This window comes from Bordetella genomosp. 2, assembly GCF_002261345.1.
Taxonomy (GTDB): domain Bacteria; phylum Pseudomonadota; class Gammaproteobacteria; order Burkholderiales; family Burkholderiaceae_B; genus Bordetella_A.
The window spans coordinates 64,005-90,447 of the sequence record NZ_NEVT01000003.1 but is presented as its reverse complement, the minus strand read 5'-3'; the positions used below and the strand labels follow the sequence as shown (position 1 = coordinate 90,447).

Sequence of the window (26,443 nt, the reverse complement as noted above, 5' to 3'; positions counted from 1 at the left end):
TCATGCGTCGGGTTGCGGGCCGGTGACATGGCGGCCGGCGCGGCGGCGCCGGGCCCACAGGCGGAAGCGGTCCAGGTAGAGGTACACCACGGGCGTGGTGTACAGCGTGAGGATCTGGCTGAGGACCAGGCCGCCCACGATGGTAACGCCCAGCGGCTGGCGGATCTCGACGCCGGCGCCGGTGGCCAGCACCAGGGGCAGCGCGCCGAAGATGGCGGCCAGGGTAGTCATCATGATGGGGCGGAAGCGCGTCAGGCAGGCCTCGAAAATGGCGTCGCGCGGCGTCAGGCCGCGCCGCCGCTCGGCCTCCAGGGCGAAATCGACCATCATGATGGCGTTCTTCTTGACGATGCCGATCAGCAGGAACACGCCGATCAAGGCGATGATGGTGAACTCGCTGCCCACCAGCATCAGGGCCAGCAGCGCGCCGATGCCGGCCGACGGCAAGGTCGAGAGAATGGTGAGCGGATGCACCAGGTTCTCGTACAGGATGCCCAGCACGATATACATGGTGACCAGCGCCGCGAGGATCAGCCATGGCTGCTGGCTCTGCACCTGCTGCTGCGCCGCGGCCGTGCCGAGGAAGCCGGCCTGGATCTGGTCCGAAGGCAGCCCGATGCGCGCCACGGCGGCGTCGATGGCGGCGATGGCCTGGTCCAGCGACACCCCGGGCGCCAGGTTGAACGAGATATCGTCGGCCGCGAACAGCCCGTTGTGCTGCACGCTGAGCGGCGCATTGCCGGTCTCGAAGCGGGCGAAGGCGGACAGCGGCACGCGCTCGCCGTCCTGGGTAATGACGTGCACCTGCTTGAGCGACTCGGCATCCTGGGCGAAGCGCGGGTCCACCCCCATGACGACGTGGTACTGGTTCAGCGGGCCGTACATGACCGACACCTGGCGCTGGCTGAACGAGTTGTTCAGCACCGCGGAGATGTCCGACATGCTGATGCCCAGGCGGGTGGCCGCCTCGCGATCGATGACCAGCTCGACCTGGCGGCCCTTGTCCTCGACGCTGGTGTCCACGTCGGTGATCTCGGGCAGGGCCGCCATGGCGCGCTGCACCCGGGGCATCCAGGTGCGCAGCAGCGATAGTTCGCCAGCCAGCAGGGTGTAGTCGTACGAGCCGCTGCCCTGGCCGCCGCCAAGGAAGATGTCCTGCTGCGGCACCAGGAACACGCGCGCGCCCGGCGTATTCTGCAGGCGCGCGCGCAAGCGGTTGACCACGTCGTTGGCGCTGGCCTTGCGCTCGGCCTGCGGCTTGAGCTGGATCATCATGAAGCTGCTGTTGCTGCCGCCGCGCCCGCCCGCATGGGCCGTGATGCTCTGCACGGCCGGATCGGCCAGAATGACCTTGCGGAAGTACTCCAGCTTGGGCGCCGACGCCTGGAAGGACGTCCCCTGGTCGACCCGGAAGAAGCCCAGCAGCTGGCCGGTATCCTGCTGCGGAAAGAAGCCCTTGGGCACCACCGCGTACAAGTACACGTTCAGGCCGATGGTGGCGGCCAGGATCAGCATCATGATGCGGCCGTGGGCCAGCGCCCACGACAGGGTGCGCCGGTACTGCGCCAGCAGCGCGTCGAAGCCGCGCTCCAGCGCGGCCGCCATCCGGCCCGGCGCCGCGCGCTGCCGCGGCGCGGGCACGCGCCGCAGCAGCCGCGCGCACATCATGGGCGTGAGCGTCAGCGACACCACCAGCGACACCATGATGGCGGCCGAGAGCGTCACGGCGAACTCGCGAAACAGCCGCCCCACCACCCCGCCCATGAGCAGGATCGGAATGAACACCGCCACCAGCGACAGGCTCATGGACAACACCGTGAAGCCCACTTCGCGCGAACCGCGCAGCGCCGCGCGCATGGGCGAGGCGCCCTGCTCGATGTGGCGGATGATATTTTCCAGCACCACGATGGCGTCATCCACCACGAAACCGGTGGCAACGATCAGCGCCATCAGCGAGATGGTGTTGAGCGTGTAGCCGCACAAGTACATGACGCAGAAGGTGCCGATCAGCGAGACCGGCACCGCCACGCTGGGGATCAGCGCGGCGCGCCAGTGCCGCAGGAACAGCAGCACCACCAGCATCACCAGGCCCACGGCGATCACCAGCGTCAGCTCGGCCTCGTGCAGCGAGGCGCGGATGCTGGGGGTGCGGTCCTGCGCCACCGTCAGGTCGACATCGCCGGGCAGCAGCTCGGCCAGCTGCGGCAACTGGGCGCGCACCGCGTCCACCGTCTCGATGATGTTGGCCCCGGCCTGGCGGCGCAGGATGAGCAGGATGGCCTTGCTGTTGTTGTAGAAGCCGGTCTGGTAGAGATCCTCGACCGAGTCCTCCACCGTGGCCACGTCGGACAGCCGCACGGCCGAGCCATCGCGCCAGGCGACGATCAGCGGGCGGTACTGTTCGGCGCGCTCGAGCTGGTCGCTGGCCATGATCTGCCAATGGTAGTCATCGTTCTCGATCATGCCCTTGGGGCGGTTGGCGTTGGCCTGGGTCAGCGCGGTGCGCACCTCGTCGAGCGACACGCCGCGGCTGGACAAGGCCCCGGGGATCAGGTTGACGCGCACGGCCGGCAGCGAGCTGCCGCCCACCGAGACCTCGCCGATGCCGTTGATCTGCGCCACCTTCTGCGCCACGATGGTGGAGGCCAGGTCGTACAGCTTGCCCTGGCTGAGCGTGTCGGAGGTCAGCGCCAGCACCATGATGGGCGCCGACGAGGGGTTGACCTTGCGATAGGTCGGGTTGCTGCGCAGGCCGGTCGGCAGCAGCGAGCGCGCGGCATTGATGGCGGCCTGCACGTCGCGCGCCGCGCCGTTGATGTCGCGGCTCAGGTCGAACTGCAGGGTGATGCGGGTCGAGCCCTGCGAATTGCGCGACGTCATCTCTGTCACGCCCGCGATGCTGCCCAGCGAGCGCTCCAGCGGCGTGGCCACGCTGGAAGCCATGGTCTCGGGGCTGGCGCCGGGCAGGCTGGCCGTCACCGAAATGATGGGCAGGTCGACCTCGGGCAGCGGCGCCACCGGCAGCAGGCGGAACGACAGCACGCCCGCCAGCACCAGCCCCAGGCACAGCAGCACGGTGGCCACGGGGCGGACGATGAAGGGCGCCGACAGGATCATGGCTGCTCCGGCGCCGCGGCGGGCCGCGGGCGGCGCCGCGCCAGGCGGTCGAACATCAGGTAGATGACCGGCGTGGTGAACAGCGTCAACACCTGGCTGAGCAGCAGGCCGCCCACCATGACCAGGCCCAGCGGCTGGCGCAACTCGGCGCCGGTGCCGGTCGACAGCATCAGCGGCAGCGCGCCGAACAGCGCCGCCAGCGTGGTCATGAGGATGGGCCGGAAGCGCAGCAGCGCCGCCTCATGGATGGCCGCGCGCGGCGCCAGCCCGCGCTTGCGCTCGGCCTCGAGGGCGAAGTCGATCATCATGATCGCGTTCTTCTTGACGATGCCGATGAGCAGGATGATGCCGATGATGCCGATCATGTCGAGCTCGGTGCCGGTGATCATCAGCGCCAGCAGCGCCCCCACCGCCGCCGACGGCAGCGTGGAAAGGATCGTGATGGGGTGGATGTAGCTTTCGTACAGCACGCCCAGCACGATGTACATGGTGACCACCGCCGCCAGGATCAGCCACAGGGTGCTCGACAGCGAATTCTGGAACGCCAGCGCCGCCCCCTGGTAGCGCACCTCAATGGCGCCGGGCATGCCGATCTCGGCCTCGGCCGCCTCGATGGCCTGGACCGCCGCCGACAGCGAGGCGCCCGGCGCCAGGTTGAACGACACCGTGGTCATGGGGAACTGGTCGAGCCGGCTGATGGCCAGCATGGTGCGCCCCTGCGAAATGCGCGCCACCGTCGACAGCGGCACCACCGCTCCCGACGCGGTGGGCAGGTGGATCTGGCCGAGCGCCTCGGGCGACTGGCTGAACTGCGGCAGCACCTCCAGCACGACGCGATACTGGTTGGACTGCGTGAAGATGGTCGAAATGAGCCGCTGGCCGAAGGCGTTGTAGAGCGCCTCGTCGATGGTCGCGGTGGAAATGCCCAGGCGCGAGGCGGCGTCGCGGTCGATCTCGACCCAGGTCTGCAGGCCGTCGTTCTGCAGATCGTGGGCCACGTCGGTGAGCTCGGGCAGGCGCTCCAGGCGCTCGACCAGCCGGGGCGCCCACTCGGCCAGCACGGCCAGGTCCGGGTTGGACAGCGTCATCTGGTACTGCGTGCGGCTGACGCGGTCCTCGATGGTGAGATCCTGCACAGGCTGCATGTAGACGGTCAGGCCCTGCTGCGCACGCAGGGCTTCCTGCAGGCTGGCGATGACGCCGGCCAGGTCGCCGGCGCGCTCGTCGTGCGGCTTGAGCGCGATCTGCATGCGGCCGGTGTTGAGCGTGGCGTTGGTGCCGTCCACGCCGATGAAGGACGAGACCGACGCCACGTCGGGATTCCGCAGGATGATGCGGGCGGCCTCCTGCTGGCGCGCGGCCATGGAGGTGAAGGACACCGAGGCCGGCGCCTGCGTGATGGCCTGGATCATGCCGCTGTCCTGCTGCGGGAAGAACCCCTTCGGAATGGCGAGATACAGCAGCGCGGTCAACACGAAAGTGCCCACCGCGACCAGCAGCGTCAGCGGCTGGTGCGCCAGCACTCGCTGCAGCATGCGGTCGTAGCCGGCAATGACGCGGTCGATGAAGGCGCCGGTGGCCCGGTGGAAGCGGCCGTGGCGCTGCTCCGACTCGGGCCGCAGCAGGCGCGCGCACATCATCGGCGTGAGCGTCAGCGACACCACCAGCGAGATCAGGATCGCGACCGCCAGCGTAATGGCGAATTCGCGGAACAGGCGCCCCACCACTTCGGTCATGAACAGCAGCGGGATCAGCACCGCGATCAGCGAGAAGGTCAGCGAGATCAGCGTGAAGCCGATCTGGGCGGCGCCCTTGAGCGCGGCCTGCAGCGGGGTCTCGCCTTCTTCGAGGTGGCGCGCGATGTTCTCGATCATGACGATGGCGTCGTCGACCACGAAGCCGGTGGCGATGGTCAGGGCCATCAGCGTCAGGTTGTTGATACTGAAACCCGCCAGGTACATGATGCCGAAGGTGCCGATCAGCGACAGCGGCACCACCACGCTGGGAATCAGCGTGGCCGTCAGGCTGCGCAGGAACAGGAAGGTCACCATGACCACCAGGGCCACCGCCAGCAGCATCTCGAATTGCACGTCGGCCACCGACTCGCGGATGGTCTGGGTGCGGTCCGACACGACGCTCACATCCAGCGTGGCCGGCAGGGCTTCGCGCAATTGCGGCAACAGCCCCTGGATGCGGTCGACCACGTCGATGACGTTGGCGCCCGGCTGGCGCTGCACGTTCAGGAGGACGGCCGGCTGCTCGCCCGCCCAGGCGGCCTGGCGCACGTCCTCGGCGCCCTGCACCGCGCGCGCCACGTCGGACAGGCGCAGCGGCGCGTTGTTGCGGTAGGCGATGATCAGGTCGTTGTAGTCGGTGGGCGACTTGAGCTGGTCATTGGCGTCGATGGTGGTGGAACGCTCCGGCCCGTCCAGGTTGCCCTTGGGCTGGTTGACGTTGGCGCCCACCACCGCCGTGCGCAGGTCGGCCAGCGACAGGCCGGCGGCGGCCAGCGCGCGCGGGTTGGCCTGGATGCGCACGGCCGGCCGCTGGCCGCCGGCCACGCTGACCAGCCCCACCCCCGGGATCTGCGACAGCTTTTGCGCCATGCGCGTATCGACCAGGTCGCGCACCTGGGGCAGCGGCATGGTCGGCGAACTGATGGCCAGGGTCAGCACCGGCGCGTCGGCGGGGTTGACCTTGTTGTAGACCGGCGGCACCGGCAGGTCGTCGGGCAACAGGTTCGAGGCCGCGTTGATGGCCGCCTGGACTTCTTGTTCGGCCACGTCCAGCGGCAGGTCGAGGCTGAACTGCAGCGTGATGACCGAGGCCCCGCCCGAGCTGGTGGAGGACATCTGGTTCAGCCCGGGCATCTGGCCGAACTGGCGCTCCAGCGGCGAGGTGACCAGCGATGTCATGACATCGGGACTGGCACCCGGATACAGCGTCACTACCTGGATGGTGGGATAGTCCACCTCGGGCAGCGCCGACACGGGCAACAGGCGGTACGCGATGAAGCCGGCGATCAGGATCGCCACCATCGAGAGCGTGGTGGCGACCGGCCTCAGGATGAACAGGCGCGACGGGCTCACGGCGCCTTCAGGGCCGGCTTGCCGGCGCCCAGGGATTGGCCGGGCGTGGCGGGGATGGCAGCCGCGTCGGTGACGACATTCACTTTGGAGCCGGTGCGCAGGCGGTCGGTGCCCTCGACCACCACGCGGTCGCCGGGCGCCAGGCCTTCATTGACGGCGACGCGGTCGCCATTGATGGCGCCGAGCTGCACCTGGCGGACCTCCACCGTGCCGTCGTCGCGCAGCAGGAATACGAACGCGCCGGCCGAACCCTGCTGCACCGCCGCCGTGGGAATGACGGTGGCATCGTCGCGCGTCTGCACCAGCAGCCGCACATTGACGAACTGGTTGGGAAACAGCGCCTCGTCGGCATTGTCGAAACGCGCCTTGAGCTTGACGGTGCCGGTGGCGACGTCGATCTGGTTGTCGATGGTTTCGAGCCGCCCCGCGGCGATGGCCTGCGTATCGGTGCGGTCGTAGGCCTGCACGGCCAGCGTGCGCCCGGCGCGCACCTGCGCGAGCACCTCCGGCAGCTGCGTCTCGGGCAGGGAGAACACCACCGAGATCGGCTGCGTCTGGGTGATGACCACCAGCCCATCGGTGTCGCCGGTGGACACCAGGTTGCCCGGGTCGACCTTGCGCAGGCCCAGCCGCCCGCTGATGGGCGCGGTGATGCGGGTGTAGCCGAGCTGCAGCTTGGCATCGTCCACCGCGGCCTGGTCGATCTTCTGCGTGCCTTCGTACTGGCGCACCAGCGCGGCCTGGGTGTCGAGCTGCTGGCGCGCGATCGAATCCTGCTTGTACAGCGTCTGGTAGCGCTGCAGGTCGCGCCGGGCATTGGCCAGCAAGGCCTGGTTCTGCTGCTGCTGGCCTTGCGCCTGGGCCAGCGCCACTTCGAAGGGACGCGGGTCGATCTGCGCCAGCAGGTCGCCGGCCTTGACGTGCTGGCCTTCGTCGAACGCGACGCTCACCAGCTCGCCGTCGACCCGGCTGCGCACCGTGACGGTGTTGTAGGCGGTAACCGTGCCCAGGGCGCGCAGCACGATGTCGATGTCCTGCGTGCCGGCCTGCGCCACCCGCACCGGCACGGCCATGTCCATGCCAGCGCCGTTGCCGCCCCGGCCGAACCGCTGGACGCCATTGCCGCCGCTGCCGTCGGGCTTGAGCACCAGCCACGCGACAATGGCCACGGCCGCCAGCGCCAGGACGAGTGCGATCAGGCGGGAGCGGCGGGAGGCGGAATCGGCGGGGCGGCTGTCGGGCATCGAACTTCGGGCGCAAGGCGGCAGGAGCCGCTATTGTCTACCAAGTACGCGCGTTTACGACGCCGGCCGGGCCGCCTTGAAATACACCGCAACAGGAATCCGGGCCGGGTTCCGGTCGATGCGAACCGCCCTCAGGCGCTGCAAAGCGACATCTGGAAACCGATGTCGCGCGCCACCTGCTGGGGCTTGGCATCGCCGTCCTGCGCCGAGAAGCGGATCCAGATCATGTACTTGTTGGCGCTGATTTCCGGGAAAACGCCGGCGGCCGGGTCGATCCAGACGCGCAGCAACTGGAACAGCTTGCCGGCAAGCATCTGCTGGTAGCCGCCCTGCTCGGCCACGATGTCGGAGCGGCGGCCCGATTCGCGCAGCAGCCGCAGCGCCATGGACACCGCGTCTTGCAGCGGCCGCAGCGGCGCGGACCAGGCCTGCAGGTCGGCGCAGCGCGCCGGCCCGGCCTTGTGCTGCCAGGCATGGTACGAAGGCATGTCCACCTGGGTGGCGCCGCCCGGCACGGCCAGCCGGCCGCGCAGGCTGACCAGCCATTCGTTCTCGCGCAGGGGCTGGCCGGCCCGCCCTTGCGCGGCCAGCGCGCCGACGGTGCGTTCCATGTCGGTCAGCATGGCTTCCAGGGCGTCCTGCGCGACGCCGGGATGGTCGCGCAGCGCCAGCAGCGCCACGCGCTGCCGTTCGAGGTCTTGCAGGACGGAGGTCTTGATGTCGGTGCGTTCAGTGGCGTCAAGAATATCGAACAAGGTGGCGACCGCGATCTGGTGCTGGCGGGGGTCGCCTTCGCGCGCGAAATAGGACAATCTGTCGAACAGATATTCCAGGCGAAGATAGGCGCGGATACGCTCGTTGAAAGGATATTCGTAAAGAATCACGCTTGATACAGGCCTGTTGGTGGTCGACCCGCGGGCCGAGGTTATTCAGGGAAGCCGGCCGCGGAATGCGGCGGCCGGCGCGATGCCGTCGCCAGCCGGCACCAGCGGTCGTGCAGAGCCTTTGCCCGCGCGCGCAACTGCTCGGCAGAGGTGGCGCCGTCGTTGACGATGACGTCGTCCGCTGCGGCGAGCCGGGTTGCCCGCGCGGCCTGTGCCGCCATGATACGCCTGATGGCAGGCTCCGTCAGCCCGCTGCGGGCCTGCACCCGGGCCACCTGGGTTTCGGGATCGCAGTCGACCACGCAGATGCGGTCCACCCGGTCGCGCCAGCGTCCCGACTCGACCAGCAGCGGCACCACGAACACCAGGTAGGTTCCTTGCGCGGTTTCAGCCGCGCGCGCGGTATGCAGGCCGATCAGGGGATGCAGCACGGCTTCCAGGCGCGCGCGCGCCTCGGGCTGGCGGAACACTAGGTCGCGCATCCAGGCGCGGTCGAGCGCGCCATCGGCGGTCACGGCGGCGGCGCCGAAGGCGTCGCGGATGGCCGGCATGGCCGCGCCGCCGGGCGCGGTCAGCGCGTGCGAGATCTCGTCGGTGTCGATCAGGGCGGCGCCCCATTCGGCCAGCATGTCCGCCACCCGGGTCTTGCCCGAGCCGATGCCGCCGGTCAGGCCGATCTTGTACATACCTGGTCGCTCATGAAAAACTCCGTTGCCAGCCAGCATACGCCCATCGGGCGGCGAATTCAGCGCGCCGCTAGAACCAGGCGGGCCGCCCCATGGCCAGCAGCATGACCACGCCGGCCAGCGCCAGGTAAGGCCCGAACGGCAGCGGCTGGCCGCGCTGGGCCTGGCCGGTCAGCCGCAGGATGCCCGCGCCCGCCACGCCGGCCAGCGATGCCACCAGCAGCACGCCGGGCAGCGCGGCCAGGCCGAACCAGGCGCCGAGCGCCGCCAGCAGCTTGAAGTCGCCATAGCCCATGCCTTCGCGGCCGGTCAGCAGGCGGAACATGTGGAACAGCAGCCACAGGAACGCATACCCTACCACGGCGCCCAGTACGGCCAGCGGCAGCGGCGCCAGCGCGCCGCCCAGGTTCACCAGCAGCCCGGCCCAGGCCAGCGGCAGCGTGATCGCGTCGGGCAGCAGGCTGGCCTGCAGGTCGATCCAGGCCAGCGCCAGCAACGCCGCGCACAGCCCCATGGCGCACAGGGCGAGCGGCGTGGGACCGAAGCGCCACGCGCACAGCGCGAACAACAGGGCGGTCAGGGCCTCGGTGAGCGGATAGCGCCAGCCGATCGCCGCGCCGCAATCGGCGCAGCGGCCGCGCAACAGCGCCCAGCCGGCCAGCGGCAGGCGGCGCCAGCCGCGCACCGGCGCCTCGCAGGCGGGGCAATGCCAGGCCGGGCGCCACAGGCTGTATTCGCCCGCTGGCTCATGCCGCGCCGGATCGGCCTGGCGGGCCTCCTGGCATTGCTGCAGCCATTCGCGCTCCATCATGCGCGGCAGGCGGTGCGCCAGCACGGTCAGCCAGCCGCCCACCACCAGCCCCAGTACCGCGGCCAGGACGATCGCCCAACCTGGATCGACTGCAAAGGCATGCCACATGGAATTCGACAATACAAAGAAACACCCGCGCGGGGCCGGAGCCGGGATCGGCACCGGCGACGCCGCATTATTCCGGCATGCGGCGAATTGTTCAAACTACGACGGTGGCCGGGACGCGCGTATCGGATGTTTGCATAAATGCGTAGAATTCCGTACATATCCAACTACCGCGAACCGCCATCATGCCTGATCCCGTGCCCGCCCCGGCGCCCCGCCGCAGCGCCCCCACCCTGCTCGCGGCCGCCCTGGCCGGCGCGGCGCTGATGGCCGGCTGCGCCCAGCAGCGCACCGAGGGCTACTACAACCCGCCGGCGGCCAGCACCATCACCGACGCCCAATACCAGGGCCAGGGGGCCGGCTATCGCCAGGTGGTGCACGCGCCCTCGCAACTCCAGATCGAACTGAAAGGCCGCCCGCCCGGCCAGCAGGGCAAGCCCGGCAATGCCGGCGAGCCCGCCGAAGCCGAGGCCGAACAGCAGGCGGTGGCCGCCGCCAACGCGCCGGCCGGCCACTCGCCCGCCGCGCAGGCGCTGGTGCCGCAGGCGCAAACCTACATGGGCACCCTGCCGTGCCTGACGCCCTCGCTGCAATGCGTGGCGCAGCGCGTCACCCTGACCCTCGCCCCCAACGGCCGCTGGCGCAGCCGCACCGCCTTCCTCGACAACGCCGGCAAGCTCAGCGAACCCACCGCCGAGCAGGGCTGCTGGGACGCGACGGCGGAACGCCCGGCCCGCGTGCTGCTGTCCGATGCCGCCGGCAACCTGCGGGTCGAATTCGTGGTCGCCGCCAATAACGTACTGCGCGTCAAATCGGTGCTGGGCAAGACGCCCAACCTGAACTACAGCATGACGCGCCAGCCCGACCTGGACCCCATCGACGAACTGTCCGGCCAGGGCGCGCCCAAGTGCTCCTGACCGCGGCGGCGGTCAATCCATAGCCGGACTGCGGGCAAACGGCAACGGGCCCGGGTGAACGCCCCGGCGGCCCGCCCGGGCCGCGCGCCCGCGTGCGTCCGCAAGCGGGCCTTAGCCGCTATACTCAGCGCGCAACATAAAAACCAACGTTACGTCATACCAAGATACACGGGCTGATGCAGGACATCGCCAGGCCCCGTGTCGGGATGCCCGCCGCCTGACTCATCATGCCCGCTTTTCCGGCCCGTCTTCTTCGCGCCGTCCGCCTCGCGCTGCCATGGCTGGCCTGCCTCGCCCTATGCGCGGGCGCGGCCCGCGCGGCTCCCCCGGCCCCGCCCCTGGGCGAATGCCATGGCATCAAGGACCTGGCCTTCGTCGCCCACCTGGATGACGACCTGCTGTTCATGAACCCGGACATCGCCGCCAACATCGGCGCGGGCGGCTGCGTGCAGGTGGTGTACCTGACCGCCAGCGATGCCGGCGAGGGCGAACGCTACATGCTGGGCCGCGAGCGCGGCGTGCGGGCCGCCTACGCCTACATGGCCGGCCAGCCCGACCTGTGGAAGGAAGACACGGTCGAGGTGGGCGCCTACCATATCGCCCGTTTCGTGCTGCAGGGCAATCCGCGCGTGCAGCTGTGGCACATGCGCCTGGCGGATCCCTGGCTGGGCAACGGCTGGGGCAGCTTGACGCCGCTGAGCCAGGCCGAATCCGTGCCGGGCAAGACCGCCGGCACGCTGGGCCCGTACCGCGATGTCTATACCCGGGACGACCTGGTGCGCACGCTCGCGGCCATCATCGAGGGCTACGGCCCGACCGCCGTGCGGCACCTCGACGACACGATCAGCGTGCCCTACACCCAGTTGTGCTGGCGCTGCGCCGGCCACGGGCACCCCGACCACATCGCCAGCGCCCGCCTGGTGCGCGAGGCCATGGCGCGCGTGCCGGGCAATTATGCCGAGACCGGCTATGTCGACTACCCCAGCCAGGAACGCGACGCCAACCTCGCCGACGCGGAGATCGCCAGCAAGTCGGAGATCTTCCGGCAGTATGCCTGGAACGACTATCACTATTGCTCGGGCCCGCAGGGCTGCATGGAGCCGGCCGGTCCCGCCGCGGCCTGGGTGCGCCGCTCGTACTACGTGTCGCGCCACGACGTCGCGCCGGAGCTGTTCCCCGATCCGCAGGGCGGCCTGATGGTGTTTGCCGCGGGCGAGGCCAACGATGCGGTCAACATGTGGGACGAGCGCAATCGCCGCTGGAACACGCTGGGCGGGCGCACCGCCGGGCCGCTGGTGTCGTTCGCCTACCCGGATTCGACCGTCGGCCTGTTCGCCCGCGACACGCTGGGCGGCCTGTGGCTCAACAAGCAGAGCCTCGACGGCACCTGGAAAGGCTGGCAAGCCATGGCCGGCGTGCGGGCGGCCCGCGCGCCGGCAGTAGCGCCGCGCGGCGACGCGGCCGCCGTGGTGATGGGCAACGACGGCCTGTACCACTGGACTACCCTGACGGGCCTGGACCACAGCTGGACGCCCTGGCAGGCGCTGCCCCCGCTGCCCGGCGCCATGGGCAATGCCGCTATTGCCCGCGACGGCGCCAATCGCTATGTGGTCTTCGCCATCGACCAGGCCGGGCGCCTGTACGCCAGCGCGCAGCGCAGCGCCGGCAACCCAGCTGCCTGGTCGCCCTGGCGCGTCGTGCCGGCGCCGGCCTGCGGCGGCGGCCTGGCGGCCATCCGCAACGCCGAGGGGCTGATCGAACTCTACCTGCGCGCCCGCGACAGCCGCCGCCTGCTGCGCATCGTGCAGGATCCGGCCATTCCCGCCGATGACGCGGCCCTGCGCTGGAGCGCCGCCGTCGACCTGGGCGTGGAATACGTGGGCAAGCCCGCCATCGGCGCGGACCGCAACGGCGACGTGGCGGTCGCCGTGCTGGAACGCCAGGGCGGGCCGCTATGGCTCGTCGAGGACGGCCGGGCGACCAAGCTGGAGGCCCATGCCGCATCGCTGCCGGCCATGCGCTTCGTGCACGGCACCCTGTATATCGTGGCCCGCGCCGCCGGGCGGCTGCAAACTTACCAAGTGCTGGCGCGCAGCAACGGCGTATGGGCCGCCGCGGCGTCGATCGGGGACTTGCCCCTCAATGGCGGCGGCCCGTTCGGCGGCGTCGCGCGCAGCCCGGGCGTGCTGGCGGTTTCGGGCGTCAAGCCGGCCACGGCGCCGGCGCGCCCCTGAAGGCGCAACATCGGCAGGCGGGGCCGGCCGCCGGTCAGGAATGGATGGAGCGGCGGCGATGGCGGCACAGGCGGCACGCCAGCTCCAGCGCGTTGCGCACGCCCAGTTTGCGGAAAATGCGCGCGCGATGGGCTTCCGCGGTGCGCAGGGAAATACCGAGCTCTATGGCGACGACTTTGTTGGGTTTGCCGGCGGCCAGATAGGCCACGATTTGCTGCTCGCGCGCGGTCAACCGGGTAACGGCATCGGCGCCGGGCGGCTCGGTGGGATCCAGCATGAAGACTCTCTTGAAGGCTCTCTTGTATTGCAAGGTTGCAGGAGAGTCTGCCATGGCAATCTTTTTGCTAGAAAGCTGGCAATCCGCACAGGATTATTTCATCCGGCTTCGAGATTGCACGGGCGCGCGGCCTCGCGGGCGGCTACAGCTCGAGGTTGTCGATCAGGCGCGTGTTGCCCAGCTTGGCGGCCGCCAGGGCCACCAGCGGCTCGCCGGCCCGCACTTCGTCGGCCGACGGCGGCTGCAGGTCGCGCTGGCGGCGCACGGCGAGATAGTCCACCTGCCAGCCGCGCCCGGCGAGCGCCTGGACGGCTTCGCGCTCGATGGCCGGCAGGTCGTGCCCGCCATCGGCGACGCGCTGCTTGATGGACTGCAGCGCCGCATACAGGGCCGGCGCCTCCGCCCGCTCGGATTCGGACAAATAGCGATTGCGCGAGGACAGCGCCAGGCCGTCGTCGGCGCGCACGGTTTCGTGCGCGACGATCTCCACAGGCAGTTGGAACTGGCGGCACATGTTGCGCACGATCATCAGCTGCTGGTAGTCCTTCTTGCCGAACACGGCCACACGCGGCTGCACGCACGACAGCAGCTTGAGCACCACGGTGCTGACGCCGCCGAAGAAGCCCGGCCGGAACTCGCCTTCCAGGATGTCGCCCAGGTCGTCGGGCGGCTGCACCCGGTAGTTCTGCGGCTCGGGGTACATCTCGCGCTCGTCGGGCGCGAACAGCACGTAGACGTCGCGCTGGCGCTCGAGCTTGTCGATGTCGTCGCGCAAGGTGCGCGGATAGCGGTCGAAATCCTCGTTGGGGCCGAATTGCAGGCGGTTGACGAAGATGCTGGCCACCACCGGGTCGCCATGCTGGCGCGCCAGTTTCATCAGGGCCAGGTGGCCTTCGTGCAGGTTGCCCATGGTCGGCACGAACGACACGCGGTTCTGGCCGCGCAGGTGGTCGCGCAATTCTTGGATCGTGTGTACGACTTTCACGGGAGTCTCCGGGGACGGCCGGCGGCCGGCTCAGGCCGCCGCCGCCACGCTGGTATAGGCCAGGCGGACGTAGATGGGCGCGTAGGGTTCGGCCTGCGTGATGTCCAGCAGGGATTCGCGCGCCAGTTCGAGCATGGCGATGAAATGCACCACCACCACCGCCACCGGCGCGCCCTCGCGGATGCGCTCCATGAAGAGCTCGCCGAATTCCATGAAGCGCACGTCGTTGAGGCGGCGCAGGATGTGGGTCATGTGATCGCGCACCGAGAGCTGCTCGCGCGTGATGTGATGGTGCTGGTTCAGCTTGGCGCGCTTGAGGATGTCGGCCCAGGCGGCGCGCAGGTCGTCGACGCTGACCTCGGGCAGCATGCGTTCGACGCTGAGGTCGGCCACCGCCTGCGCGCGGGTGAAGTCGCGCCCCAGCTGCGGCATGGCATCGAGCTTCTGCGCGGCGAGCTTCATCTGCTCGTATTCGAGCAGGCGCCGCACCAGTTCGGCGCGCGGGTCCTCGGGCTCTTCGCCGGTGTCGGTCTTCTTGACCGGCAGCAGCATGCGCGACTTGATCTCGATGAGCATCGCGGCCATCAGCAGGTATTCCGCGGCCAGTTCGAGGTTGTGCAGGCGGATCTGCTCGACGTACGACAGGTACTGGCGCGTGACATCCGCCATGGGGATGTCCAGCACGTTGAAATTCTGCTTGCGGATCAGGTACAGCAGCAGGTCGAGCGGCCCCTCGAAGGTTTCCAGGAAGATCTCGAGCGCGTCGGGCGGAATGTAGAGATCGGTGGGCAGCTGGAACAGCGGTTCGCCATACAGGCGCGCGAACGCCACGCTGTCGACCACGTCGGGCGTGCTGTCCACCGGGGGTTCCACCAGCGCGGCCAGGGCTTCGCCGGAAACAGGGGGCTGGGAGGGCATGAGGGGCCGCTGGGACTCAGTCGGCCTGGTACACGTACGGCTTCTGCGGCACGCGGGCGGCGCGGAAGCCTTCGAGCAGCTCCGTATCCTGGGGCTTGTCCCACAGGCGGGCGCGGCCCTCGCGCTGGCGCTGCTCCACGTCGGGGTGCGCCGCCTTGTACGCCTTGAGGAAGCGGGTGATTTCAGATTCGTAGTTGCTTGCCATGGCACCGGATTCAACAGGTTGCGGATACGGCAAGTTTACTTCAGCCCGGGGCGATTGCCGGCGTTACAATCGACCTGCCGCCCCGCCCTCATCCGACATGTCCGCCGAATCCGCCAGTAATTCCCCTTCTCATTCCTCTTTCCCGGACGCCGCCCGCGCGGCGCGGATGATTCCCTTCATCGTCGGGTGCGCGCTGTTCATGCAGATGCTCGACTCCACCGTGGTCGCCACGGCGCTGCCGGCGATGGCCCAGGCGCTCGGCTCGACCCCGGTGCGGCTGAACGTGGCCATTACCTCGTATCTGCTGGCGGTGGCGGTGTTCGTGCCGGTCAGCGGCTGGGCGGCCGACCGCCACGGCGCGCGGCGCGTCTTCATGGCGGCCATCGCCCTGTTCACCCTCAGCTCGGTGGCCTGCGCGCTGGCGCAGAACCTGACCCACCTGGTGCTGGCGCGCGTGGCGCAAGGCATCGCCGGCGCCATGATGGTGCCGGTCGGGCGCATCATCCTGCTGCGCGTGGTGCCCAAGCAGGACCTCCTCAAGGCCATGTCGTTCCTGTCGATTCCCGCCCTGCTGGGCCCGGTGATCGGGCCGCCGCTGGGCGGCTTCATGGTTACCTACATGTCATGGCACTGGATCTTCCTGATCAACATCCCGATCGGCATCCTGGGCATCGCGCTGGTGCGCCGCTACGTGCCGGAAATCCGCGAGGCGGGCACGCCGCGCCTGGACTGGCCGGGCTTCCTGCTCAGCGCGGTGTGCCTGGCGACCCTCGTCAGCGCCTTCGAGGCGCTGGGCCACAGCCTGATCCCGCCGCTGGCGGTGGCGGCGCTGGCCGCCGTGGGCCTGCTGTGCGGCGCGCTGTATGTCCTGCATGCCAGGCGCGCCGAGCACCCCATCATCGACCTGACCCTGCTGCGCGAGCCCACCTTCGCCATTTCTGTGCTGGGCGGCAACCTGTGCCGCTTCGCGGTGGGCGCCATGCCCTTCCTGCTGGCGGTGCAATTGCAGGTGGGCTTCGGCCTGACGCCGTTCTCGGCGGGCCTGATCACCTTCGCCAGCGCGGCCGGGGCGCTGCTGATGAAATTCGTCGCCACGCCCATCGTGCAGCGCTTCGGCTTCCGCCGCGTGCTGACCCTCAACGCCATCCTGACCGGCTTGTTCATCGTCGCCTGCGCGGCCTTCACGCCGGCCACGCCGGTATGGCTGATGATCGCCATCCTGCTGGCCGGCGGGTTCTTCCGCTCGCTGCAGTTCACCGCCGTAAATACGCTAACCTATGCCGATATCGCGCCCGCGCGCATGAGCAGCGCCAGCAGTTTCGCCGCCATGGCCCAGCAACTGGGCATCAGCCTGGGCGTGGGGGTGGCGGCCGTCACGCTGAATCTCAGCATGGCCGCGCGCGGCGCGCAGCATGTCGCCATCGGCGACGTGATGGTGGCGTTCCTGGTGATCGGCGGCCTGTGCGTGGCCTCCCTCCTGTCGTTCCGGAGGCTGGCGCCGACCGCCGGCGCCCAATTGCAGGGGTCGTAGGCAGGGAGGTACCGTGACGAGATCGTTCATCCTGGCGCTGGACCAGGGCACCACCAGTTCGCGCGCCATTGTGTTCGACCGCGACGGCCATGCGCGCGGCGTGGGCCAGCGCGAATTCCGTCAATACTATCCGCAGCCGGGCTGGGTCGAGCACGACGCCGGCGAGATCTGGCAGAGCCAGCTCGACGTCGCCCGCGAGGCGCTGCGCAACGCCGGCGCCACGGCCGCCGACGTGGCCGCCATCGGCATCACCAATCAGCGCGAGACCACCCTTATCTGGGACCGCGCCAGCGGCCGCCCGCTGGCGCATGCGCTGGTCTGGCAGGACCGCCGCACCGCCCCGCTGTGCGACAAGCTGCGCGAGCAGGGCCACGACCGCCTGCTGCAGGAACGCACCGGGCTGGTGCTGGACGCGTACTTCTCCGGCACCAAGCTGGCCTGGCTGCTCGACCACGTGCCCGGCGCGCGCCAGGCCGCCCGGCGCGGCGAGCTGGCCTTCGGCACGGTCGACACCTGGCTGGTGTGGCAGCTGACCGGCGGCGCGGTGCACAGCACCGATCCCAGCAACGCTTCGCGCACCTTGCTGTTCGACATCCACACGCAAGACTGGAGCGACGAGATCCTGGCGCTGTTCGACATTCCCCGCAGCGTGCTGCCGTCGCTGGCGCCCAGCAGCGCCGAGGTCGGCCAGGCCCTGCCCGAGTGGTTCGGCGGCCCCATCCCGATTGCGGGCATCGCCGGCGACCAGCAGGCCGCCACCTTCGGGCAGGCGTGCTTCGTGCCGGGCATGGCCAAGAACACTTACGGCACCGGCTGCTTCATGCTGATGAACGTGGGCGACGCCCCGGTGGCGTCGCGCAACAACCTGCTGTCCACCGTGGGCTGGGGCCTGCCCGCCGACGGCGCCGGCCCGGGCGGGCGGCCCACCTACATGCTGGAAGGCGGCGTATTCATGGCCGGCGCGGCGGTGCAATGGCTGCGCGACGGGCTCGGCATCATCCAGCGCTCCGACCAGGTCGAGGCGCTGGCCGCCAGCGTGCCGGATACCGACGACGTCTTCCTGGTGCCGGCCTTCGCCGGCCTGGGCGCCCCCGACTGGGACCCGTACGCGCGCGGCACCCTGGTGGGCCTGACCCGCGGCACCACCGCCGCGCACGTCGCGCGCGCCACGCTGGAGGCCATCGCGCTGCAGAGCGCCGAACTGCTGACCTGCATGAACGCCGACAGCGGCATCGAGCTGTCCGAGCTGCGGGTCGACGGCGGCGCGGCCCGCAACGACCTGCTGATGCAGATGCAGGCCGACCTGCTGGGCGTGCCGGTGGTGCGCCCGCGCGTATCCGAATCGACGGCGCGCGGCGCGGCCGGGCTGGCCGGCCTGGCCACCGGCTTCTGGGCCGGACTGGACGAATTCGCCGGCCAGTGGGAAGCCGAACGGCGCTTCGAGCCGACCTGGAATGCCGACCGCCGCGCCGCCCGCCTGGCCCGCTGGCGCCAGGCAGTGGAACACGCCAAGGGCTGGGCGCGCGCCGGCGACACGGCCTAGCGCGCGGCCGCGCCTATTTCTCGCGCCAGGCGGCGGGGATCTCGGTGGGGCTGAGCTGCCGGTCGACGGCGATGCGCGAGGGGATGCCGGGCGTCGTAGCGCACATGCACGATCTTGCCCGGCATGAAAGCCGACAGCAGTTCGCGGTCGATGTACACCCTGAGGTCCACATGCTGCTGGCGGCCGTGCGCATCGCCATAGCGCAGGCCGAGCTTCATCGGCACGGCGTAGACATCGCCGCCGGGCTGGCGCTCGAGGTTCAGCACCTCGGCCACGGCCTGCTGGCCGGTGCGCGCCAGGCGCTCCGCCAGCGAGCGCTCGTCCTCGTACGGACGGGCCGCGTCGCGCACGATCATGGCCACGAACGCCACGAACGCCAGCCCGGCCACGGTACCGATCACCCACCATCCGGCATTGCTCATCCCTGCAGGCGTCCTTGAATAAGGGTTTGAATCCGCGACAATGCTAGGCAAGCCGGATGACGCCAATACTTCAGTTCAAGGGACAGCGGCGGGCGCTCCCGGGCCCGGCGCCGCAGCGGGTATTGCCCGCGCCTGCGAAAGCGCGGCCGTTCAGCGCGCCGCGCCGCCCGGGGCATGGTCGGCGACCGCCTGGCGCAGGCAGGCCATGGCGGCTTCGACCGCGGCCGGCAGGAAGGTCTCGCGGCGCCAGTACATGGCCACCGAGCCGAAGCCCGACAGGCGCAAGGGCACGATGCGCATCGCGTTCATCTGCGAAAAGCGCAGGGCGGCGCGATGCGAGGCCACGCCGATCATGTCGCTGTTGTTGATCAGCGTGAGGTTCACCGTGACCGAATTCGACTCCACCGCGTCGGCCGGCGCCGACAGGCCGACGGCTTCCAGCGCGGTGTCGAGCGCGTTGCGGATGGGCGTGCCCTTGGGCCAGAGGATCCAGCGGTAGGCGCGCAGGTCGGCCCACTGCGGCGCGGCCAGGGCGAATAGCGGATGGCGGGGCCGCGCCACCAGGTGGATGGGCTCCAGGTACAGGGCTTCGGACTGGATCGCCGGGTCGTGGTGTTCCGGGGCGTAGCGGCCCACCACGATGTCCAGCTCGCCCTGGGCCAGCTGCGCCAGCAGGCGGTCGGTGGTGCCCTCGACCAGCTTGACGCGGGCCTGCGGCATGCGCTCGAGCAGGCGGATGACCGCCAGCGGCACGGTGTCCGACGCCGAGGCGCCCGACGCCCCGATGACCACGCGCCCGCCCCCGCCTTCGCGCAGCGCCGCCATGTCGCCGCTGGCGCGGTCGAGCTGCGCATCGATGCGCTGGGCATGGGCGATCAGCGCATCGCCGTAGGGGGTGGGCCGCAGGCCGCGCGCATGGCGCTCGAACAGCGGCAGGCCGATGTCCTCTTCCAGGTCCTTGAGCCACTTCGACAGGCCCGGCTGGGTGGTGTTGAGCATGGCGGCCGAATGGCTGATGTTGCGCGTCTGCGCCAGGCTCAACAGCATTTTCAGGTTGCGCAGGCGCAGCCGGTGGGTCCAGTCCATGAGTCTCCACCCATATTGTTTTACGTATGAATAATAAGATTATTTCATTTTAATGAGCATACCTGGCGCCGCATAATGGCTGAAACAACATCGCCAGCAGCGGCCGGCCACGCCCGGCCGGCCCGAACCGGAGACAAATCATGCCCGACGGCCCAGTCAACGCCGACGCGCGCGCCGCCTACTACGCCGGCATCGCCCAGAAGCACATGGCCCCGCTGTGGGAATCGCTGCACAACCTGGTGCCGCGCCAGCCGGCCTCGCGCTGCCTGCCGGCCATCTGGAAGTACGAGAACGTGCGCGCCGACGTGCTGGCCTCCGGCGAGCTGATCAGCGCCGAAGAGGCCGTGCGCCGCGTGCTGATCCTGGAGAACCCCGGGCTGCCGGGCCAGGCCAGCATCACCCAGACCCTGTACGCCGGGCTGCAGCTGATCCTGCCCGGCGAGATCGCCCCCAGCCACCGGCATACGCAGTCGGCGCTGCGCTTCATCGTCGAAGGGCGCGGGGCCTACACCGCCGTGGACGGCGAGCGCACCACCATGCGGCCCGGCGACTTCATCATCACGCCGTCGTGGACATGGCACGACCACGGCAACCCGGAGGCCGCCGACGGCGGCGAGCCGGTCATCTGGCTGGACGGCCTGGACATTCCCCTGCTGCGGTTCCTGGATGCCGGCTTCGCCGAGAACTATCCGACCGCCACGCAGCCGGTCAGCCGGCCCGAGGGCGACAGCGCCGCGCGCTTCAGCCACAACATGCTGCCGGTGCGCTACCAGCCGGGCGGCGGCTCCTCGCCGATCTTCAACTACCCGTACGAGCGCAGCCGCGAGGCGCTGGACCAGCTGTACCGCCATGGCGAGCTCGACGCGTGGGACGGCGTCAAGCTGCGCTATGTGAACCCCGCCACCGGCGGCTACCCGATGCCGACCATGGCCACCTTCATGCAGTTCCTGCCGGCCGGCTTTCATGGCCGGACCTACCGCAGCACCGACTCCACCGTCTACAGCGTGGTGGAAGGCCGCGGCACGGCGCGCATCGGCGACCAGCAGTTCGATTTCGGCCCGCGCGACATCTTCGTGGCGCCGTCCTGGCAGCCGGTGCAGCTCGGCGCGCTCGAGGACGCCACGCTGTTCAGTTATTCCGACCGGCCCGTGCAGGCCGCGCTGGGCCTGCTGCGCGAGTCGCGCGAGGCCTGATCCCTTTTCCCTTTTACGCAACACCGAAGGTCTGCCCATGTCTCTCGTCTTCCCGCCCGCCGCGCCGACCACCATTGCCGTGGCCGGCAGCCAGGAGCGCTTCCCCGTGCGCCGCGTCTATTGTGTGGGCCGCAACTACGCCGCACACGCCCGCGAAATGGGCTTCGATCCCGACCGCGAGCCGCCGTTCTTCTTCTGCAAGCCGGCCGACGCGGTGGTGCCGGCCGCGCCGGGCGCCACGCTGGAGATCCCCTATCCGGCCGAGACCGCCAACTATCACTACGAGATCGAACTGGTGGCGGCCATCGGCAAGGCGGGCAGCAATATCGCGGTGGACGACGCGCTGGCCCACGTCTGGGGCTATGCCGTGGGCCTGGACATGACGCGCCGCGACCTGCAGATGAAAGTGCGCGAGGCCGGCCGGCCCTGGGAGCTGGGCAAGGCGTTCGACCAGAGCGCGCCCATCTCGCCGCTGCATCGCGCCGCCGAGGCGGGCGACCTGTCGCGCGCGGCGATCTGGCTGCAAGTCAATGGCCAGGACCGGCAGCGCAGCGACACCGCCAAGCTGATCTGGTCGGTGGCCGAGACCATCGCCTACCTGTCGCGCTACTTCCGGCTGGAGCCGGGCGACCTGATCTACACCGGCACGCCCGAGGGCGTGGGCCCGGTGGTCGCCGGCGACCTCATGGAAGGCGGCGTCGACGGGCTGGATACGCTGCGCGTGAAGGTGGTGTAGCCATGCAGCGCGACACCGAAGTCGTCATTGTCGGCGCCGGCGTGGGCGGCCTGGTACTGGCGCTGAGCCTGCACCAGGCCGGCATCGGCTGCCGCGTCTATGAAGCCGTGGCCGAGATCCGGCCGCTGGGCGTGGGCATCAACCTGCTGCCGCACGCCGCACGCGAACTCGACGAACTGGGCTTGCTGCCGGCGCTGGATGCGCTGGGCGTGCACACCCGCGAGTCGATCTTCTTCACCCGCCACGGCCAGTTCATCTACAGCGAGCCGGCCGGCAAGGCGGCCGGCTACGACTGGCCCCAATACTCGATCCACCGCGGCGACCTGCAAATGGCGCTGCTGGCGGCAGTGCGCGAGCGCCTGGGCCCGGACAGCGTAGTGACCGGCCACCGCTGCCTGCGGGTCGACCAGGACGACGACGGCGTCACGGCGCACTTCACCGACGCGGCCGGCCAGGCGCTGCCGCCGGTGCGCGGCGCCATCGCGGTGGGCTGCGATGGCATCCATTCGGCGCTGCGCAAGCAGCTCTATCCCGACGAAGGGCCGCCGCGCTATTCCGGCGTCAACATGTGGCGCGGCGTGACGCGCCACCGGCCGTTCCTGAGCGGCGGCAGCATGGTGCGCGCCGGCTGGCTGGCGACCGGCAAGATGGTCATCTATCCGATCCGCGACGCCATCGACGCCGACGGCAACCAGTTGATCAACTGGGTGGCCGAGATCGAGGCGCCGGTGCCCGCGCAGCGCGACTGGAACCGCGCCGGCCGGCTCGACGACTTCTACCCCGCTTTCGCCGACTGGCAATTCGACTGGCTCGACGTGGCCGCGCTGATCCGCAACGCCGAATCGATCCTGGAATATCCCATGGTGGACCAGGACCCGCTGCCCACCTGGACGCGCGGGCGCGTGACGCTGCTGGGCGACGCCGCCCACCCGATGGTGCCGCGCGGCTCGAACGGCGCCGGCCAGGCGGTGATCGACGCGCGCTTCCTGGCCGGCCAGCTGAAGCGGCAGGGCCTGGGCACGGCGGCGTTGCAGGAGTACGACCGCGTGCGCGTCGAGGCCACCACGCGCGTGGTGCTGACCAACCGCGCCAACCCGCCCGACGCCATCCTGCGGGAAGTCTACGAACGTTCCGGCGACCGGCCGTACCAGCGCATCGACGACGTGATCAGCCGCGCGGAACTGGAAGGCATCTCGAACCGCTACAAGCAGATCGCCGGCTTCGACCCGGCCAGCCTGAAGGCACGCGCGTCGTTCCTGTAGGGGCCGCCGCACAGACGGCCAGCTGGCAGGCACGCGGAAGGATGAACAGGTGTCAGACACCCGCAGGGTGTCTGACACCTCATAAGACACCTCGCAAGGCCACGACACAACAACAACACCAGGAGAGACAAACATGCTTACCCTCATACGCGCCCTGGGCGCGCTGACCCTGTCGCTGGCGGCCGCCGCCAGCCAGGCCGCCTGGCCCGAGCGCCCCATCACCCTGATCGTGCCGTTCACGCCGGGCACCGGTATTGACCTGATCGCCCGCCAGTTGTCGGCGCACCTGCCCGGCAAGCTGGGCCAGCCGGTGGTGGTGGAAAACCTGCCGGGCGCCAGCGGCAACATCGGCACCGAGAAGGCGGCGCGCGCCGCCCCCGATGGCTATACCTTCCTGGTCACCGTCAACACGCTGGTGATGAACAGCAGCCTGTACAAGGGCAAGCTGCATTTCGATCCGCTCAAGGACTTCGCCCCGGTCGGCCAGACCTCGTGGGGCTCGCTGCTGCTGGTCACGCATCCGTCCAATCCGGCCGCCACGGTGGCCGATGTGGCCCGGGCCGCCCAGGCGGCGCCCGGCAAGCTCACCTACGGCACGCCCGGCGTGGGCACCCCGCACCACCTGTCGATGGCCTTGTTCCTGGACCGCATCCAGGCCGACATGCTGCACGTGCCCTACAAGGGCACCGCGGGCGCGGTGACCGACATGCTGGGCGGACGCCTGGACTACATGTTCCTGCCGGTCCACGTGGCGCTGCCGCAGGTGCGCGCCGGCAAGCTCAAGGTCATTGCCACCGGCAGCCCCAAGCGCCTGCCCCAATTGCCGGACGTGCCGACCCTGACCGAGGCGGGCCTGCAGGGCGCCGATGTCGACATGTGGTACGGCGTGCTGGCGCCCGCCGGCACGCCGGCCGCCATCATCCAGCGCATGAACGAGGCGATCAACGTGATCCTGCAAGACCCGGCCACCGCCACCGCGTTCGACGCGCAAGGCATGGTGCCGGCCACCTCCACCCCGGCCGAGTTCGGCGCACTGGTCGCCAAGGACGCCAAGCGCTGGGACGACGTCATCACGCGCACCGGCATCAGCGCCGACTAGGCCGCCGGCTGCGCGGCGCCCCTGCCCTTCCCGCCACCCACTCCGTAGATTCCATGCAACTGCACAGCTTCTTCAACAGCTCGACCTCGTACCGGGTGCGCATCGCGCTCGCCCTCAAGGGCCTGCCCTACGACTACCGGCCCGTGAATATCCGCCGGCTCGAACACCGGGCCGACGACTACGTGGCGCGCAACCCGTCGGCCAACGTGCCGCTGCTGGAAGACGGCCAGTTCGCGCTGGGCCAGTCGCTGGCCATCATCGACTACCTGGACGCCGCGCATCCCGAGCCGCGCCTGATCCCGGCCGACGCGGCGCGGCGCGCCCGCGTGCTGGAGTTGTCGTACGCCATCGCCTGCGACATCCATCCGGTGAACAACCTGCGCATCCTGCGCTACCTGCAGGAGGTGCTGGGCGCCTCGGACGAGCAGAAGAACGCCTGGTACCGCCACTGGATCGGCGAGGGCATGGCCACGGTCGAGACGCTGCTGGCCCGCCACGGCGATGGCCCCTATTGCTTCGGCGCGGCCCCCACGCTGGCCGACTGCTGCCTGGTGCCGCAGGTCGCCAACGCGCAGCGCATGGGCTGCGACCTGTCGGCCTACCCCAACGTCATGCGCGTGGCCGGGCACTGCAGCGCGCAGCCCGCTTTCCAGGCCGCCGCGCCGCGCCAGCAGCCGGACTTCGCCGGCTGAGACCACTTGCATAGGGAGACCCGCACCATGCCCATCGAACCCGATCCCCAGGCGGGCCCGCTGCGCGCCTACCAGGACCCGGCCTACCGGCCGCTGTGCGCCACGCTGGCCGAAGTGCGCGCCCACATCGACCGCCTGGACGACGAAATCGTGCGGCTGATCGCCGAACGCGCCATGTATGTCAAGGATGCCGCCCGCTTCAAGCGCGACGCGTTCCAGGTCAGCGCGCCGGCGCGCCAGGCCGAGGTCTATGCGCGGGCGCGGCAACTGGCGCGCCGCCACGACCGCGGCTTCGAGAACCTGGAAGAAGTGGTCGAGGCCACTTACCGCGCCATGGTGGCGGCTTTCATCGCCAACGAGCAGCACTACTTCGAAAAAATGACACCCACAGGAGACCGGCATGAATGATGTCATCGCACACCGCTGGCGCCGCCGCCTTGGCGCCGCGATGCTGGCCGCGGCGCTGGCGCCGCTGGCCGGCGCCCAGGCGGCCGGCTGGCCCGCGCAGCCCCTCAAGCTGATCGTGCCGTTCGGCCCCGGCTCCAGCCCCGACCAGGTGGCGCGCGTCGTTGGCGACAAGGCCGGCAGCATCCTCGGCCAGACCATCGTGGTCGAGAACAAGCCGGGCGCCAGCGGCAATATCGGCACCGCCGCCATCGCCAATGCCAAGCCCGACGGCTACACCTTCGGCGTGTCGATCACCGGCCCGCTGGTCAACAACACCGTGCTGTTCGAGCAGTTGCCCTACGACCCCTTCAAGGACCTGGCCGCGCTGACCCTGGCGGTGCACCAGCCCAACGTGCTGGTGGTGCCCGCCAAGTCCGGCATCGCCGACATCGGGCAACTGCTGGAGGCGCTCAAGGCGCAGCCGGACAAGTACAACTTCCCGTCGCCCGGCGCCGGCACCGTCTCGCACCTGTCGGTCGAACTGCTGCTGCAGCGCATCGGCGCCAAGGCCGTGCACGTGCCCTACCCCTCGTCGCCGGCCGCGTTGAGCTCGGTGCTGGCCGGCGATACCCAGTTCGCCGCGCTGCCGCCCATCGCGGTGATGCCGATGGTGCGGGACGGCCGCCTGAAAGCGCTGGCGGTCACTTCGTCCAAGCGCTCGGCGCTGCTGCCCGACATTCCCACGCTGGCCGAAGTGGGCGTGCAGGGCATCGAAGGCTCGGCCTGGATCGGCTTTGTCGTATCGTCCAAGGTACCGGCCGATATCCAGAAGAGGCTGGCCGATGCGCTGATCCAGGCGATTGGCGACCCGGCCGTGCAGCAGCGCCTGCAGGCCCAGTTCATGGAGCCGGTCGGCGGCACACCCGCCGAATTCCGCGCCTACATGGACGACGAGCTGCGGCGCTGGGCGCCCTTGATCAAGCAATTGGGCATCCAGGCGCAGTAATGCGCGCCCCGGAG

At 69.9% G+C, this 26,443-nt stretch carries 23 protein-coding genes; 11 read left to right on the top strand and 12 right to left on the bottom strand.

What is annotated here, in order from left to right; all coding sequences use genetic code 11:
- The 6 genes from CAL24_RS02460 to CAL24_RS02435 form a co-directional block, all read right to left on the bottom strand.
- Complete coding sequence (locus CAL24_RS02460) at positions 1–3,117, bottom strand: multidrug efflux RND transporter permease subunit (RefSeq protein ID WP_094805645.1); 3,117 nt, start codon at positions 3,115–3,117, stop codon at positions 1–3.
- Entirely contained in the window at positions 3,114–6,206 is a 3,093-nt protein-coding gene (locus tag CAL24_RS02455) for an MdtB/MuxB family multidrug efflux RND transporter permease subunit (RefSeq protein ID WP_094805644.1), read from the bottom strand. Before CAL24_RS02455 ends, CAL24_RS02460 begins: the two co-directional genes overlap by 4 nt.
- Complete coding sequence (locus CAL24_RS02450; protein WP_094805643.1) at positions 6,203–7,450, bottom strand: MdtA/MuxA family multidrug efflux RND transporter periplasmic adaptor subunit; 1,248 nt, start codon at positions 7,448–7,450, stop codon at positions 6,203–6,205. The genes CAL24_RS02455 and CAL24_RS02450 overlap by 4 nt, the downstream gene beginning before the upstream one ends.
- A 131-nt stretch (positions 7,451–7,581) precedes the next feature.
- On the bottom strand, positions 7,582–8,334 hold the full coding sequence (gene zapD / locus CAL24_RS02445; RefSeq protein WP_028355077.1) for a cell division protein ZapD: 753 nt from the start codon (positions 8,332–8,334) through the stop codon (positions 7,582–7,584).
- A gap of 41 nt (positions 8,335–8,375) precedes the next feature.
- Positions 8,376–9,020: a dephospho-CoA kinase gene (coaE, locus tag CAL24_RS02440; RefSeq protein WP_094805642.1), complete on the bottom strand. Its 645-nt coding sequence runs from the start codon at positions 9,018–9,020 to the stop codon at positions 8,376–8,378.
- A 70-nt stretch (positions 9,021–9,090) separates the two neighbouring features.
- On the bottom strand, positions 9,091–9,939 hold the full coding sequence (locus tag CAL24_RS02435) for a prepilin peptidase (RefSeq protein ID WP_028355079.1): 849 nt from the start codon (positions 9,937–9,939) through the stop codon (positions 9,091–9,093).
- Between the two features lie 182 nt (positions 9,940–10,121).
- Between CAL24_RS02435 and CAL24_RS02430 the strand changes: the two genes are divergently transcribed.
- Both CAL24_RS02430 and CAL24_RS02425 read left to right on the top strand, forming a co-directional pair.
- Positions 10,122–10,853, top strand: coding sequence for a hypothetical protein (locus tag CAL24_RS02430; protein WP_028355080.1), 732 nt, complete (start codon positions 10,122–10,124; stop codon positions 10,851–10,853).
- Between the two features lie 227 nt (positions 10,854–11,080).
- The gene (locus CAL24_RS02425; RefSeq protein ID WP_094805641.1) at positions 11,081–13,087 is read left to right on the top strand and encodes a PIG-L family deacetylase; all 2,007 of its coding nucleotides are present in this window, start codon (positions 11,081–11,083) and stop codon (positions 13,085–13,087) included.
- A gap of 34 nt (positions 13,088–13,121) precedes the next feature.
- Here the strand turns inward: CAL24_RS02425 and CAL24_RS02420 are convergent, their stop codons facing one another.
- From CAL24_RS02420 to CAL24_RS02405, 4 genes are all read right to left on the bottom strand, one after another.
- Positions 13,122–13,364 carry a LuxR C-terminal-related transcriptional regulator gene (locus CAL24_RS02420; RefSeq protein ID WP_051439494.1) on the bottom strand — a complete coding sequence of 81 codons (243 nt, stop codon included), beginning with the start codon at positions 13,362–13,364 and terminating at the stop codon, positions 13,122–13,124.
- A 142-nt stretch (positions 13,365–13,506) separates the two neighbouring features.
- A complete protein-coding gene (gene panC / locus CAL24_RS02415) occupies positions 13,507–14,349 on the bottom strand; it encodes a pantoate--beta-alanine ligase (protein ID WP_028355082.1) in 843 nt (280 codons plus the stop codon).
- A 30-nt stretch (positions 14,350–14,379) separates the two neighbouring features.
- On the bottom strand, positions 14,380–15,267 hold the full coding sequence (locus CAL24_RS02410) for a segregation and condensation protein A (protein WP_028355083.1): 888 nt from the start codon (positions 15,265–15,267) through the stop codon (positions 14,380–14,382).
- Between the two features lie 16 nt (positions 15,268–15,283).
- Entirely contained in the window at positions 15,284–15,472 is a 189-nt protein-coding gene (locus tag CAL24_RS02405; protein WP_028355084.1) for a DUF3460 family protein, read from the bottom strand.
- 166 nt (positions 15,473–15,638) lie between these two features.
- Between CAL24_RS02405 and CAL24_RS02400 the strand changes: the two genes are divergently transcribed.
- Together CAL24_RS02400 and glpK are read left to right on the top strand one after the other, a co-directional pair.
- Positions 15,639–17,003: a DHA2 family efflux MFS transporter permease subunit gene (locus CAL24_RS02400; protein ID WP_170947044.1), complete on the top strand. Its 1,365-nt coding sequence runs from the start codon at positions 15,639–15,641 to the stop codon at positions 17,001–17,003.
- Between the two features lie 13 nt (positions 17,004–17,016).
- Positions 17,017–18,546, top strand: a complete 1,530-nt coding sequence (gene glpK / locus CAL24_RS02395; RefSeq protein WP_094805640.1) for a glycerol kinase GlpK — start codon at positions 17,017–17,019, stop codon at positions 18,544–18,546.
- On the opposite strand, the gene CAL24_RS02390 is transcribed toward glpK, so the two are convergent.
- Both CAL24_RS02390 and CAL24_RS02385 read right to left on the bottom strand, forming a co-directional pair.
- Positions 18,543–18,968, bottom strand: a complete 426-nt coding sequence (locus CAL24_RS02390; RefSeq protein ID WP_249278466.1) for a DUF3592 domain-containing protein — start codon at positions 18,966–18,968, stop codon at positions 18,543–18,545. The two genes, glpK and CAL24_RS02390, sit on opposite strands and share 4 nt — an antisense overlap.
- A 150-nt stretch (positions 18,969–19,118) precedes the next feature.
- Positions 19,119–20,054 (bottom strand): LysR substrate-binding domain-containing protein, encoded by a 936-nt coding sequence (locus CAL24_RS02385; RefSeq protein ID WP_094805639.1) that lies wholly within the window; start codon positions 20,052–20,054, stop codon positions 19,119–19,121.
- Between the two features lie 140 nt (positions 20,055–20,194).
- Between CAL24_RS02385 and gtdA the strand changes: the two genes are divergently transcribed.
- From gtdA to CAL24_RS02350, 7 genes are all read left to right on the top strand, one after another.
- Positions 20,195–21,247 (top strand): gentisate 1,2-dioxygenase, encoded by a 1,053-nt coding sequence (gene gtdA, locus CAL24_RS02380; RefSeq protein ID WP_094805638.1) that lies wholly within the window; start codon positions 20,195–20,197, stop codon positions 21,245–21,247.
- Between the two features lie 37 nt (positions 21,248–21,284).
- Positions 21,285–21,983, top strand: a complete 699-nt coding sequence (locus CAL24_RS02375) for a fumarylacetoacetate hydrolase family protein (RefSeq protein WP_094805637.1) — start codon at positions 21,285–21,287, stop codon at positions 21,981–21,983.
- A gap of 2 nt (positions 21,984–21,985) precedes the next feature.
- Positions 21,986–23,245 carry a flavin-dependent oxidoreductase gene (locus tag CAL24_RS02370; protein ID WP_094805636.1) on the top strand — a complete coding sequence of 420 codons (1,260 nt, stop codon included), beginning with the start codon at positions 21,986–21,988 and terminating at the stop codon, positions 23,243–23,245.
- A 133-nt stretch (positions 23,246–23,378) separates the two neighbouring features.
- Positions 23,379–24,344: a tripartite tricarboxylate transporter substrate binding protein gene (locus CAL24_RS02365; protein ID WP_028355092.1), complete on the top strand. Its 966-nt coding sequence runs from the start codon at positions 23,379–23,381 to the stop codon at positions 24,342–24,344.
- 53 nt (positions 24,345–24,397) lie between these two features.
- Positions 24,398–25,036, top strand: coding sequence for a maleylacetoacetate isomerase (gene maiA / locus CAL24_RS02360; RefSeq protein ID WP_028355093.1), 639 nt, complete (start codon positions 24,398–24,400; stop codon positions 25,034–25,036).
- Between the two features lie 27 nt (positions 25,037–25,063).
- Positions 25,064–25,444: a chorismate mutase gene (locus CAL24_RS02355; RefSeq protein ID WP_094805635.1), complete on the top strand. Its 381-nt coding sequence runs from the start codon at positions 25,064–25,066 to the stop codon at positions 25,442–25,444.
- The gene (locus CAL24_RS02350) at positions 25,437–26,429 is read left to right on the top strand and encodes a Bug family tripartite tricarboxylate transporter substrate binding protein (RefSeq protein ID WP_094805634.1); all 993 of its coding nucleotides are present in this window, start codon (positions 25,437–25,439) and stop codon (positions 26,427–26,429) included. Before CAL24_RS02355 ends, CAL24_RS02350 begins: the two co-directional genes overlap by 8 nt.
- The last annotated feature ends 14 nt before the right edge of the window (positions 26,430–26,443 follow it).